The sequence below is a fragment of the Nitrosopumilus sp. genome (assembly GCF_025698945.1).
Classification (GTDB): domain Archaea; phylum Thermoproteota; class Nitrososphaeria; order Nitrososphaerales; family Nitrosopumilaceae; genus Nitrosopumilus.
In genome coordinates, this window is record NZ_JAILWM010000001.1 from 13,921 (window position 1) to 26,747 (window position 12,827).

17 protein-coding genes are annotated in these 12,827 nt (G+C 34.2%); 9 read left to right on the forward strand and 8 right to left on the reverse strand.

Annotated features, from left to right (window positions below; genetic code table 11):
* Positions 1-25 precede the first annotated feature (25 nt).
* Entirely contained in the window at positions 26-994 is a 969-nt protein-coding gene (locus K5790_RS00110) for a D-glycerate dehydrogenase (RefSeq protein WP_297591689.1), read from the reverse strand.
* 51 nt (positions 995-1,045) lie between these two features.
* Here K5790_RS00110 and K5790_RS00115 point away from each other — a divergent pair, with 51 nt between their 5' ends.
* Genes K5790_RS00115 through K5790_RS00130 form a run of 4 tightly spaced genes read left to right on the forward strand, consistent with a single transcriptional unit; the run spans position 1,046 to position 4,578 of the window.
* Positions 1,046-1,192 carry a hypothetical protein gene (locus tag K5790_RS00115; RefSeq protein ID WP_297591690.1) on the forward strand — a complete coding sequence of 49 codons (147 nt, stop codon included), beginning with the start codon at positions 1,046-1,048 and terminating at the stop codon, positions 1,190-1,192.
* 42 nt (positions 1,193-1,234) lie between these two features.
* The gene (locus K5790_RS00120; protein WP_297591691.1) at positions 1,235-3,145 is read left to right on the forward strand and encodes a 2-oxoacid:ferredoxin oxidoreductase subunit alpha; all 1,911 of its coding nucleotides are present in this window, start codon (positions 1,235-1,237) and stop codon (positions 3,143-3,145) included.
* Complete coding sequence (locus K5790_RS00125) at positions 3,135-4,097, forward strand: 2-oxoacid:ferredoxin oxidoreductase subunit beta (RefSeq protein WP_297591692.1); 963 nt, start codon at positions 3,135-3,137, stop codon at positions 4,095-4,097. The genes K5790_RS00120 and K5790_RS00125 overlap by 11 nt, the downstream gene beginning before the upstream one ends.
* Positions 4,098-4,143: 46 nt before the next feature.
* Positions 4,144-4,578, forward strand: coding sequence for a hypothetical protein (locus K5790_RS00130; protein WP_297591693.1), 435 nt, complete (start codon positions 4,144-4,146; stop codon positions 4,576-4,578).
* Here K5790_RS00130 and K5790_RS00135 read toward each other — a convergent pair.
* Entirely contained in the window at positions 4,571-5,104 is a 534-nt protein-coding gene (locus tag K5790_RS00135; RefSeq protein ID WP_297591694.1) for a hypothetical protein, read from the reverse strand. The genes K5790_RS00130 and K5790_RS00135 overlap by 8 nt on opposite strands.
* Before the next feature lie 106 nt (positions 5,105-5,210).
* Between K5790_RS00135 and K5790_RS00140 the strand changes: the two genes are divergently transcribed.
* A complete protein-coding gene (locus tag K5790_RS00140; RefSeq protein ID WP_367182846.1) occupies positions 5,211-5,540 on the forward strand; it encodes a hypothetical protein in 330 nt (109 codons plus the stop codon).
* A 1-nt stretch (position 5,541) separates the two neighbouring features.
* Here the strand turns inward: K5790_RS00140 and K5790_RS00145 are convergent, their stop codons facing one another.
* Both K5790_RS00145 and K5790_RS00150 read right to left on the reverse strand, forming a co-directional pair.
* Complete coding sequence (locus K5790_RS00145; protein WP_367182847.1) at positions 5,542-6,093, reverse strand: hypothetical protein; 552 nt, start codon at positions 6,091-6,093, stop codon at positions 5,542-5,544.
* Between the two features lie 54 nt (positions 6,094-6,147).
* Entirely contained in the window at positions 6,148-6,918 is a 771-nt protein-coding gene (locus K5790_RS00150) for a coenzyme F420-0:L-glutamate ligase (RefSeq protein ID WP_297591697.1), read from the reverse strand.
* A 186-nt stretch (positions 6,919-7,104) separates the two neighbouring features.
* Here K5790_RS00150 and K5790_RS00155 point away from each other — a divergent pair, with 186 nt between their 5' ends.
* The 4 genes from K5790_RS00155 to leuD (K5790_RS00170) are packed head-to-tail and all read left to right on the forward strand — an operon-like array spanning position 7,105 to position 10,867.
* Positions 7,105-8,376, forward strand: coding sequence for a 3-isopropylmalate dehydratase large subunit (locus tag K5790_RS00155; protein ID WP_297591698.1), 1,272 nt, complete (start codon positions 7,105-7,107; stop codon positions 8,374-8,376).
* Positions 8,373-8,864: a 3-isopropylmalate dehydratase small subunit gene (leuD, locus tag K5790_RS00160; protein ID WP_297591699.1), complete on the forward strand. Its 492-nt coding sequence runs from the start codon at positions 8,373-8,375 to the stop codon at positions 8,862-8,864. Before K5790_RS00155 ends, leuD (K5790_RS00160) begins: the two co-directional genes overlap by 4 nt.
* 1 nt (position 8,865) lies before the next feature.
* A complete protein-coding gene (gene leuC / locus K5790_RS00165) occupies positions 8,866-10,281 on the forward strand; it encodes a 3-isopropylmalate dehydratase large subunit (protein WP_297591700.1) in 1,416 nt (471 codons plus the stop codon).
* Position 10,282: 1 nt separating this feature from the next.
* Positions 10,283-10,867 (forward strand): 3-isopropylmalate dehydratase small subunit, encoded by a 585-nt coding sequence (leuD, locus tag K5790_RS00170; RefSeq protein ID WP_297591701.1) that lies wholly within the window; start codon positions 10,283-10,285, stop codon positions 10,865-10,867.
* Here leuD (K5790_RS00170) and K5790_RS00175 read toward each other — a convergent pair.
* The 4 genes from K5790_RS00175 to K5790_RS00190 are packed head-to-tail and all read right to left on the reverse strand — an operon-like array spanning position 10,845 to position 12,815.
* Positions 10,845-11,561 carry a nucleotidyltransferase family protein gene (locus K5790_RS00175; RefSeq protein ID WP_297591702.1) on the reverse strand — a complete coding sequence of 239 codons (717 nt, stop codon included), beginning with the start codon at positions 11,559-11,561 and terminating at the stop codon, positions 10,845-10,847. The genes leuD (K5790_RS00170) and K5790_RS00175 overlap by 23 nt on opposite strands.
* A gap of 3 nt (positions 11,562-11,564) precedes the next feature.
* Positions 11,565-12,014, reverse strand: coding sequence for a 30S ribosomal protein S9 (gene rpsI / locus K5790_RS00180; RefSeq protein WP_297591703.1), 450 nt, complete (start codon positions 12,012-12,014; stop codon positions 11,565-11,567).
* Positions 12,011-12,475: a 50S ribosomal protein L13 gene (gene rplM / locus K5790_RS00185; RefSeq protein WP_297591704.1), complete on the reverse strand. Its 465-nt coding sequence runs from the start codon at positions 12,473-12,475 to the stop codon at positions 12,011-12,013. Before rplM ends, rpsI begins: the two co-directional genes overlap by 4 nt.
* Positions 12,468-12,815 carry a 50S ribosomal protein L18e gene (locus K5790_RS00190; RefSeq protein ID WP_297591705.1) on the reverse strand — a complete coding sequence of 116 codons (348 nt, stop codon included), beginning with the start codon at positions 12,813-12,815 and terminating at the stop codon, positions 12,468-12,470. The genes rplM and K5790_RS00190 overlap by 8 nt, the downstream gene beginning before the upstream one ends.
* Between the last annotated feature and the right edge of the window lie 12 nt (positions 12,816-12,827).

Below are 12,827 nucleotides of genomic sequence, written 5' to 3' on the forward strand. Positions count from 1 at the left end.
TGTGGCACCAAGTTATGCGTGAAAATCAATATCCTACCGAATAGATCGGTTTTTTCCCCTTTATTCCTAAATTTAGATTTCTTACAGTAATTTCTGCCATTTTTGCTCTTGTCTCTTTAGTGGAGCTGCCAATATGAGGTGCAAGAATAACATTGTCTAATTTCACTAGTGGGTGATTCTTTCCAATTGGTTCAGATTCAAACACATCTATTCCAGCTCCTGCAATAATTTTTTTCTTCAAGGCAGTAACCAAATCTTTCTCATTGATTACTTTACCTCTTGATGTGTTGATTATGAATGATAATTTTTTCATTTTTTTAAAAATTCTCAGATTGAACATCTGCTCAGTTTCAGGAGTATGTGGAACATGAATTGAAATAATGTCGCTTTGAGAAATCAACTTTTCAAATGAGACATATTTTACTCCCAAAGATTTTTCTTTTGATTTGGAAATTTTATCTCTGTTATGATAAATTACATTGATCCCAAATGCTTTGGCTCTTTTTGCTAGAGTTGAGCCAATTCTTCCTAATCCTAAAATTCCCAAAGTCTTATCCTGTAAATCAACTCCGACATAATCGTATGCGCCATAAATCTCTCTCCATTTCCCTTTTCTGATTATTCTGTCTCCTTCTGAAACTCTTCTTAGAAGATCAATTAGTAGAGCAAAAGCCAAGTCAGCAGTTGCATCTGTTAACACCTCTGGAGTATATCCTATTCTGATCTTTTTCTTTTTTGCATAAATCCAATCAATATGATCAAAACCTACACTGTATGTACTAATCACTTTTAGATTCTTTGCCAAATCTATGATCTCTCTATTGATTTTGTCATAAGGAAAACAGATCAGTCCCTCAACATCCTTGATTTTAGAACAAAGTTTTGCTTTTGGAATGGGTATTTTACCTGAATGAACTTCAATTTGATATTTTTTCTTTAATTCCTCTAATGCAAATTTATGTAGTCTTCTAGTTAGAAAGACTTTCTTTTTCATCACTCTGAGAATTATCTCAAACCATTTATACGATTTCCTTGTTAAACTAATATGTCTTCTAATGTTAATGAGGAAGAAGAATTTGCTATTTGTGTAGAGTGTGGAAATTCAATTGAAAAATGTGTATGTGTATGTCCTTATTGTGGTGAACGTGATAAATGTGAATGTGCATTGTTTGATGCCGCTACAGGTGGTTAGAGTAATTCTTTGTCCTAATCGAATTCTTGGTGATGATAAACTATGAGTTCTACTGATTTTACATGGTTAATTGGAGGTCCACAAGGAAGTGGTGTAGAATCTGGCGCAAATGTATTCTCAAAAGTTTGTGCAGAAATGGGATATCAAATCTTTGGAAAAAGAGAATTTTACTCAAATATCAAAGGTGAGCATAGTTACTTTGCAGTTAGAGTCTCTGATGAAAAAATCCATTCTAATCTTAATGAAGTTACATTAATGGCCTCCTTTGATGCTGAAACAATATTTCGTCATTTTGATGAGGTCTCATCAAATGGAGGAATTATTTATGATTCTGAACTAGACGATGTTGATACAGATAGAGTACATACATTAGATCTACCATTCAAAGAAAGATTGCATGAATTTCTAGAATCAAAAAACAAACCATTTACTATTGCTGGTGTTCTTGAAATTGCAAAAGAGAAAGGCGTAAAACTTTATCCAGTCTCTTTCAAATCTATTCTTGAAAAACTTTCTGAAGAAACAAACAATCCAAAATTGCGTGGGTTAGTTAGGATGTATAATGTAATTGGTGTATCCTTGTCTTTGGGACTAATTGATATGCCACCTGATTCATTACTCAAATCTATTGATTCTATCTTTTCAAAAAAACCTCTGATTGCAGAGATTAACAAACAGGCAGCAAATTTTTCTTACAAATATGCCACTGAAAAATTTGAAAATTTTGAACATAGTTTACCTGGAATTTCAAAACAACCAAACACAATTTTGGTGCAAGGACATTTTGGAACATCTATTGGAAAAATGGTTTGTGGTTGTAGATTTCAATCGTACTATCCAATTACTCCTGCATCTGATGAAAGTGTCTATTTGGAATCAAATGAAATCCTGCAAGTTCAAAATGAAAGACCAGGTTCTACAATAGTGATTCAAACAGAGGATGAAATTTCTGCAATCGGTATGATGATTGGCGCTGCATTGACTGGCGTTCGTTCATCAACTTCTACTTCTGGTCCTGGGTTTGCATTAATGGCTGAGGCATTAGGTTGGGCAGGAATTAATGAAGTTCCTGTTGTTATTACATTGTATCAAAGGAGTGGTCCTTCTACTGGCCTTCCAACTCGACACGGACAAGACGATTTACTTTTTTCAATATTTGCAGGACATGGAGATTTTCCAAAAATAGTTTATGCTTCAGGTGACATTGAAGAAAGCTTCTATGATACGGGAAGGTGTTTTAATTATGCAGATGTTTATCAAATGCCTGTGATTCACATGATGGACAAATTTCTTTCTAGCTCAGTAGTAACATGCCAAAAATTTGATCCCAACAAAGTATCCATTAATAGGGGAAAATTACTCGATAAAATCGAAGGTGAATACAAGAGATTTGCATTTACTGATGATGGAATTTCTCCACGCTCAAAACTTGGAATGGATAATGGTGTATTTTGGAATACTGGAGATGAATCCGATGAATATGGCCATATTTCTGAAGATCCACAAATCCGAATAAGGATGATGGATAAAAGAATGTCAAAATTAGATCTTGCTTTGGAAAAAATTCCTGATGATGAACAAGCTGTTTCCTTTGGCATTCATGATTATACTATAATTTCATGGGGATCAACTAAGGGTCCTATTATTGATGCTCAAAAAATGCTAAAAAAAGAAGGAATTGACATTGGATTTTTACAAATCAAACTTCTTCATCCATTCCCTGCAGCATATGTGACATCTTTACTAAAAGATGCAAAAACACTCATTGATGTTGAAGCAAATTATTCTGGACAGTTAGGAAAAGTATTCAAGCAAAACATATCAAGAGAAATTGATTACTATATTTTGAAATACACTGGACGTGGCATGACAAGCACTGAAATCTATGATTCTTTGAAAAAAATCATTGAAAACAAAGCTGAAAAGCGGGAGATTCTAAGTCATGGCGCTTAAACTTGCAGATTACAAAACAGATGTTCATAATGATTGGTGTCCTGGATGTGGTGATTTTGGAATTGTCAATGCACTACAAATGGCTCTAGCTGAGATGGGAATTGAGAGAGACAAGGCAACAATTTTTTCAGGAATTGGGTGTTCTGGAAAAACATCCCATTTTATTAACACATATGGTGTTCACACTCTTCATGGAAGAGTCCTTACTTTTGCTCAGGGTGGGAAATTAGCAAATCCTGACATGACTGTAGTTGCAGTTGGAGGTGACGGTGATGGCTTGGGAATTGGAGCTGGTCATTTTGTAGCAGCTGGGAGAAGAAATGTGGATATGACTTACATAATTTTTGACAATGGTGTTTATGGGTTAACCAAAGGTCAGGCCTCACCTACTCTCAAATTAGGTGAGAAAACAAAATCTCTTCCATCCCCAAATACAAATTACAATGTTAATCCAATAGGATTAGCAGTTGCAAGTGGCTTTACATTTGTTGCAAGAGGTTATTCATATGATGTAAGACACCTTAAGGATTTGATAATTAAAGCAGTAAAACACAAGGGCCTTTCATTTCTTGATGTATTACAACCATGTCCTACATATAATGATCTTAACACACGAGATTGGTATGCTGGTGTAGATTTAGCAAAAGAATCCATAGAGAGACATTCTAGAATCTACAAGTTAGAAGATACTCATTTTGAACCCAGGGTTCACTATGATGAGGAGGCCGAAGTCAATGAAAAACTCTCTCAGGCCTTGATAAAATCATTGGAGTGGGGAGACAAAATCCCAATTGGTGTATTTTATCAAAATGAACTTATATCTCCTTATGAAATTCGTCTAAAAGATAAGATTCCAAACTATTTGGAAAATCCACCTGCGTCTCAAATCATTTCTAAAGATGGTTTGCCTACAACAGACGTTTCAGAAATTCTTGATTCTTTAGAAGTTTAGCGTATTACCTAACAAGTTATAGACTAGTTATTTGATTATTCTCCTGTTGAACATAACTGATGCAAATAGAATATTTCGAAAATCCATTATCAAAGGATTCTTTGAGCCTGAACTGGTTAATTTAGATTTTAAAAAATCATCTGTTAAACACCCTACAATAAATTATGATGGTCTTATGCAGTCTGACCTCCTTCACATATTCTTTGATGTTGAGACAGGTTCTGATTATCCTGATGGTGATGAGTGGTTTATTGTTGATATGCTATTTCCTCATGATGTTAAATTACCTGATAATCTGATTGGAACTGATTATTTTACAACTCTATCAGTTGAGGATGGTAAAACTTTCTGGCATCATAGAGAGTTAATCCGTTACAAATATGGCAAATCTAAAAAACTAGACGATGCTCTGGAGTTCTTAGAATCAAAATACAAAGAACTTCATGAATCACTAGAACCACTTCAAAAAGATCTCAAGTAATTTCTTTCCAAGTGTCTCCTCTGAAAGTATATTTCTTATTTTCAGATAAAGCAGTATTTAGTCTCCATCTAACTGATTCTGAATCAAACTTGTAAATTATCTCATTAATGTCTGATGGTAATTTTGTAGGATCTAAGTGATATGGTAATAATTCTAAAACAAAATCCATCTTTTCTATTGCATTATCAAACCATATCTTATCTTCTATATCGATTGTAAAAACAATTTTTGGATTGCCAATAAAGTTGATTTGAATTCTTAGCGCATTTCCAGTTCCTCTTCTCCTCTTCATTTCTTTGAAAACTGATTTTACTTTTTCCCACCTTTTGTAATCAAACCACTGAAAAAATTCTTGATTAAATGCAAGAGGAATATCCATATCTAAAGAACTGACAAAATTCTCATCATTTGCCTCAATTTCGTCTTGAATTATTGTAAAATGAGAATTGAGAAAACCATAGAGAACTTCAATTTCCCAAGGAGAAATTCCGTAATATCGTAATGTTGTTTTCAAATTTTCAGACAATGCATTAAAACTAGCCAAAATTGTAATTAAAGCTTAAATTGCTCGCAAATAGGACTAATTTGACCTTAAAATTAAAATTATGTGGATAGTACAAGTAATGTTAGAAATGAAGAAAGAATTTGTAGTTAGAAGTATTGATTCTGCACCTGATGGGGCACCTTATGTGATTGTCTCATTATCTTCCTTAAAAGATCTAAAGGAAGGAACTCAAACTCCGCAATCCCCTTTTGGAAGTCCAAAAGTTATGGGATTCACAAACATGAATGACATGATGAAGGATCTTAACAAGATGCTTGGTGGCATGGGAGGAATGGGGATGCAAGCAGGTGGTGTAACTCAATTAAAACTTGAAATGCATGAATACAAAGAAATGGGTCTCTCAGTTGGAGACAAAGTGTTCTTGGAATTAAGTAAAGAAGAGTCTCTTGGTGTTTAATCTACCATATCGTGTTGAAATACTTCCAACCATAAAATGCAGCAATCGTACCAATAACAAATAACATTGGTTTCCATGCAAAAACTGGAATGCTTGGAGTAGCTAGTTTTACCTTGTAATTATCTACAATTGCATGAATGTTTTTCTTTATTTTATCATGCCAAATACTATACTCTATTTGATATTTTTTTAGAATTTCTTCTACTTCATAGACAACAGGTGTTCTTTGGGAGAAGAGATGCTGTAGATAATCTCTTGATACTTCTACTTCGGCATGAATTCCTATCAACCCTTTTTTCAAATCAACCATACGAACGTGCATCTCCCATGGTTTTTTTAATTTTAAATTCAAACCATTACCAATCTGTCCTGGTTGTTTGTGTTCAAATTTTACTTTAGTAAATCCTTCACTTGTAAAAATTCTCATCAGTTCTTCAAAACTCTTCTTGACAACAATGTGTAATTGCTCTACTCCTTTATTATCAATGTCAATTCTATGTTTTAATCCGTCAAGAAATGAAACTGTCTTTGGGTATGTTGTCAGATATTCCATTATTCTGTCCACTAAAAAACCTCTATTTAAAGGCGAACCCAAAAATTGTTGTTTCTATGGTGGATTTGATAATCCTCTTACATACACACATTGATCTGGTGCTATTGCCATTTCAGTCGGATTTATTTTTCGGTTAGTAAGTCTTGAATCTGAATTTCTAATAATGGCAATAGGTTTTGATTCTCCACCCTCGCCCATTTTGTGATTTGCAATTGTAGCTAGATTATCCACAACTGCTTGAAATGTCACCTTTAGTGGATTTCCATCCAGATCCTTTTTTGCCCTCATATCTAAAACTGGTTCAATACCTGCACATGCAATTGCAACTCCAGATGTACCAATTCTAGCAGGCATTAATCTACTATCTACCAGAATAATTCCTACATGAATTAACATCTTTAAGAAAACCTTTCTACGTAACTGCTCTGCTATGAGATACGGATTTGTTGGATATAGTATCACTTTGCCTTTTTTTGCATTTGATTTATCTATTCCAGCATTTGGTGCCATGATGTTGTCTGATGAAGTTATAACAAAACCTCCTATTCCTCCAAAAATTTTATCAGATTCTCTAATGATTACTTCTGCAATTTCAGGTTTTAGGAGAAATTTTTTAGAAAGTACATTTCCTTCTGCTGATGGTTTAATTTTATGAAGATCTATTATTCTTCCTTGGGAGTTTGAGATATATTTTGTTGAAATAACTATGACGTCTCCTTCTTGTAATTTTTCATTGTTGTTTTCTAATATCTGTATTAATTCTTCAAAAATATCAAAAATTCCCTCCTTTCTGTTTGCCAAAAGTGGTAAAACAGTTAATTGCACATTTTTTGTTAAATTCTTTTCTTTTTTATTGTTATGAAATCATGGTGATTAAAAGAAATTCTAAATCAGAACATCAAAATCTCTGTGATTTTGGGATTTTTTAAGACCATGGTCTGAACAATTTTTTACTTTATCCTTCTATCCCCATCTGAAAGCTTTTAATCTGTATTACAAGCTTTTTTGATCATGAATATAGTAGAGAAGATTCTAGCAAAGAATTCTGGAAAATCCCAAGTTTTCCCTGATGATGTAATATTTGCTAATGTGGATAAAGTAATGGTTCATGATGTTTCTGGACCTGGAGTAATCAAGGTCTTTGATAAGTTAAAGAAACAAGGAATTTCAGTTGATAAATTATGGGACCCTACTAAAGTTTGGGTGGCTGAAGATCATTTTGTTCCTTCAGCTGAAAAGGTGTCTGCTGAAAATATCGTAAAATTGTCAAACTTTACAAAAAATTATGGAATTGAGAAACATTTCAAATATGGAATGGGTCAATATGGAATTTGCCATACATTATCTCATGAGGAGGCAATGGTTAGACCTGGTGATGTTTATGTTGGCGGTGATTCTCACACAAATACAACAGGTGCCATAGGAGCCTTTGCATGTGGATTAGGTCATACTGATATTGCTTATGTTTTATTAAATGGAAAAATTTGGTTTAAGGTTCCTGAGACTTTTTACTTTAAACTAAATGGAAAACTTCCAGAACATGTAATGGCCAAAGATCTTATTCTAAAAATTATTGGAGATATTGGTACTGATGGTGGTGCATATAGAACAATGCAGTTTGGAGGATCTGGAATTGATGAAATGTCCGTTGAGAGTAGACTGACATTATGTAATATGACTACTGAGGCAGGAGCAAAAAATGGAATTGTCGAACCTGATCAAAAAGTTGTAGACTATCTTACAAGTCGAGGTGCTACAAATCTAAATTTGATAAAGGGTGATGATGATGCAGAGTATGCAAAAATATTTGAATATGAAGGATCTGAAATGGAACCAATTGTTGCCAAACCATTCTCTCCAGAAAATATCTCAATTGTAAGGGAAGCTCCTTCAGTTGAATTAGATAAGGCGTACATTGGTTCTTGTACTGGTGCAAAATACGAAGATTTGGAATCTGTTGCAAAAATACTCAAAGGTAGAAAAGTAAAGATTAGAACTGAAATTTTACCTGCTGCCATTTCCATTTATCAACGTGCAATGGAAAATGGATTGTTGAAAATTTTCTTAGATGCTGGTGTTACCGTTGGCCCACCAACATGTGGTGCATGCTGTGGTGCGCATATGGGGGTGTTGGCAAAAGATGAAATCTGTATTAGTACTACAAATCGTAACTTCCCAGGAAGAATGGGACACGTGGAATCTCAAACATACCTTGCTTCTCCACTAGTTGCCGCAGCTTCAGCAGTTACTGGTAAAATCACTGATCCGAGGGATCTGAAATGAAGGGAAATGTAATAAAATATGCACAGGATAACATCGATACAGATGTAATCATTCCCGGCCAGTATCTTAAAGTTCATGATTATGCAGAACTTGCAACTCATGCAATGGAAGGTCTTGATCCTGATTTTCACTCAAAAGTAAAAGAAGGTGATTTTATTTTATCTGGGAAAAATTTTGGATGTGGTTCTTCACGTGAGCATGCTCCTATTGCATTATCTCATTCTGGTGTAAAGGCAGTACTTGCATTATCCTTTGCAAGAATTTTTTATCGCAATGCAGTAGATGGTGCTTTCTTGTTGCCAATTGAAATAGATGAAGATGCATATCATGGAATTTCAGAAGGTGATGAAATTGACATTGATGTTTCAAAAAATGAAATTAAAAATCTCACCAAAAATCAAACATACAAAATGAAACCCTTTTCTGATATTATTGGAAAGATAATTGCAGCTGGAGGTCTATTCAAATACAAACCAGACCAGGATTAAAATGGGAAAAACTCTTTTTGAAAAAATTTGGGATTCACACACTGTTGTTGAAAATAATAGTGGTCCATCACTAATTTATGTTGACCGACATTTAGTACATGAAGTAACATCTCCTCAAGCTTTTGATGGATTACGAATGAATAATCGTAAAGTTAGAAGACCTGATTTAACTATTGCAACAATGGATCATAACGTTCCAACCAATGACAGATCACTTCCAATATTAGATCAAACATCTGCAATTCAAATTCAGACCTTGGAAAAAAATTGTAATGATTTTGGGATTACTCTATTTGGAATTAATAGTCCAAATCAAGGAATAGTTCATGTTATTGGTCCTCAATTAGGAATTACTCTTCCTGGCAGTACCATTGTTTGTGGTGATAGTCATACTTCCACTCATGGAGCTTTTGGGGCACTTGCATTTGGAATTGGAACAAGTGATGTAGAACATGTTTTGGCATCTCAAACAATTTGGCTTGAAAAGCCAAAACCCTTTGAAATAAGAATTGAAGGAAAAAGAAAGAATCCTCATGCTGTTACTGCAAAAGATATCATTCTATCTATTATCAAAAATATTGGAACTGGAGGCGGCACAGGTACGGTTGTAGAGTATCGTGGTCAGGGAATTACAGATCTTTCAATGGAGCAAAGAATGACTATTTGTAATATGTCAATAGAGGCAGGAGCAAGAGCAGGATTGATTGCCCCTGATGAAAAAACCTTTGAGTATCTTAGAGGTAGAAAATACACTCCAAAAAATTATGAATCTTTAGTTGATTATTGGAGAGATGAGCTAAAAACTGACAATGACGCAAAATTTGAAAAACAATTCATTTTGCATATTGATGATATTGCACCTCAAGTAAGTTGGGGAACAAATCCTGGAATGACATGTGATGTAACTGAATCAATTCCTACTCCTGAAGAATTCTCAAAAGGAGATCCTAATCAACAAAAGGGCGCAGAAAAAGCCCTTGATTATATGGATCTTAAAGCTGGTACTCCTATTGAAGAAATTAAAATCGATAGAGTTTTCATTGGTTCATGTACTAATGCAAGATTAGAGGATCTTATTGAAGCATCCAAAGTAATCAAAGGGCAAAAAATTTCTCCACATGTTAGAGCAATGGTTGTTCCAGGATCACAAATGGTAAAAAAACAAGCTGAAGATATGGGTCTTGATAAAATTTTCATTGATGCAAATTTTGAATGGCGGGAGGCTGGATGCAGCATGTGTCTTGGTATGAATCCTGACATTTTATCTCCTGGTGAACGATGTGCAAGTACATCAAACAGAAATTTTGAGGGACGACAAGGAACTGGAGGTAGGACCCATTTGGTTAGTCCTGTAATGGCAGCTGCTGCGGCAATTCATGGTCATTTTGTAGATGTTAGAAACATGGATTTGAATTAGAATGGATTCTTTTAAAAAAGTAACAAGTATTGTAACTCCACTTGATAAGGTAAATGTTGATACCGATCAAATTGTCCCAAAACAATTCTTAAAACTAGTTCAAAAATCTGGGTTTGGAAAATTTTTGTTTTATAATTGGAGATATGATGAAAATGAAAACCAAAAACCTGATTTTATTTTAAATGATTCAAAATACAATAATTCTAAAATTCTTGTAACTGGTGATAATTTTGGTTGTGGTTCTAGTAGAGAACATGCTGTTTGGGCATTACTTGATTATGGGTTTTCAGTAGTTATTGCCCCTTCTTTTGCAGATATTTTCCTTAGTAATTGCTTCAAAAATGGGGTTTTGCCAATATCCTTAGATGAAAAGATAGTTGAAAGACTCAAACAAGAAACTAATCCCGTTGAGGTTGATCTAGAAAATCAAACCATCAGAACTTCATCTGATGAAATTCATTTTGAGATTGATCCTCACAAGAAAAAAATTCTTCTAGAGGGATTAGATGATATTGCACAAACTTATCAATATGAAGACAAAATAACTGAATTTGAAAAGAATTCTAAAGTCCCATCTGTTTTATGATTTTTCGTACTGTTTTTTCGTTTCTTTCTAAAACCATTGGAGATTCTGCATCAATCCATTCTCTATCTTCAATGTCAAATGCACTGATTTTACCTTCTTTTGATAATTTCTGTAAAATATCAAATGATAAATTGATCTCTTTCTGCTTTGTTTTTTTAATTCTTTTAATTATTTGACTATCTAGCATATAGATTCCTAGACATTCTGATAGTTGCAACTTCATTACTGGTTTTTCTTTGAATTCTTTTACTATGCCATTTTCTACTACTGCAAACCCTGTCTCCTCTCTTCTTTTTGTTCGTGTTGCAATGCATGCCAAACTTTTTTTATCTTTGAATAACTCTTTCATCTTTTTTAGATCAATGGCACATAGGTTATCTACAAACCATAATAGAAATTCTGATTCTCCTTTGAGATTTTTTTCAATGTGGAGAATATCTCCTCCAGTTCCACTTTGTGAATCCTGAACAAATGTAATCCCCTTTTGTTTTTCATAATAGTTTTTAATCTGTCCTCCCAATCCATTAAAATCTGATATTATGATTATCTCTTTTACAAAACTAAATGATTTTAGATATTTTACTATGTAATCTATTACTGGCTTACCATTAATTGGCGACATTGCCTTTGGAAAGAATTCGGTGTATGGTTTGCCTCTGGTCCCCTTGCCGCCTGCTAAAATTACAGCCTTCACAGCCTAACGGTAAGATTTTTGTTTTCTTCTTCGAGCGCCAGGTCCGCCAAATTTCTTTGGCTCTTTTTGTCTGGCATCTCCACTAATCAGATATTTATCAAATTCTGAGATGCGCTTTCTAAGATCTTCTCTAGTTGATTTTGGGAATGGATGATCTTTTGGCTCTTTCTTTGATTTGGTCCATCCAATTAATGCTCTTGAAATTCCTGTTGCAACAGCACTTGCTTGCCCCATAAATCCCCCTCCTCTTACTCTAACTGATATGTCGATTTTATCTCTTAATTCTCCGGTGATTTCCAGTGGTGCTAAAATTACTTCTCTTGCAGTTTCCTGTGGGATCATTTCAACTGGTACATTGTTGATTCTAACTTTGCCTTGTCCTTTTGTGATATAGACATGTGCACTAGATGTTTTTCTAGTTGCAAAATAAATTTCAGTTTTTGGAGTTGTCATTCAGTCCACCCTACTATTCTGCCTAATTCTCCCATTGTTGTATAGTTTGATGGGGATCTTTTAATTTTAGCTTTTTCAAATTGAATCTTTTCAAATGATTTTAATTCTTTTGGGGAACCAATGTATGTTCTAAGTCTTTGATGTGATGATTTTCCTGATGGCTTGCTATCATAAGGTAACATTCCACGAATCATTTTTGCAATGATTGTATCTGGTCTTCTTGGATGTACAGGTCCATGTTTTGGATTAATTACACTGTTGATTTCTAAAAATTCCCTGTACTCTTTAATGTGGTTGCCTCTTGTTCCACTCATCATTATTTTTTCACAGTTTACAACTGAAACTCTATTTCCTTTTATCAATAATTTTGCAACTTGCGATGATAGTCTTCCTGCAATGTGATTAGAACCATCTACTACAATTGGTCTGTCTGTTCTAACAACTGTTTCTTGATCAGCCAAGTAGTACGACTCCTTTTCCTGTTGGGTTTTGTTCAATTAAATCTGAATAGTTGATCAATTTTCCACCATTTTCAATGATTTTGTTAGCTGCTGAATTTGAAATTGAAAATGAGCATAATGTAATTTTGTGAGGGATAATTCCTGTGCCGAGCACTTTTCCTGGAAAGACTACTGTGTCGTTTTCTTTTGTTAGTTGAGCAATTCTCTTCAAATTGATATCTCTTCGTGCAACTGATGGTTTTAATGCATACTCTGCTAGTTTTGCCCAAATTGGGGCATCATTTTTAGTTGATGCCTTTTTTAGATCTCTGGCCATGCGTATAACGACTTGGTTAGTCATGTGAATAATGCG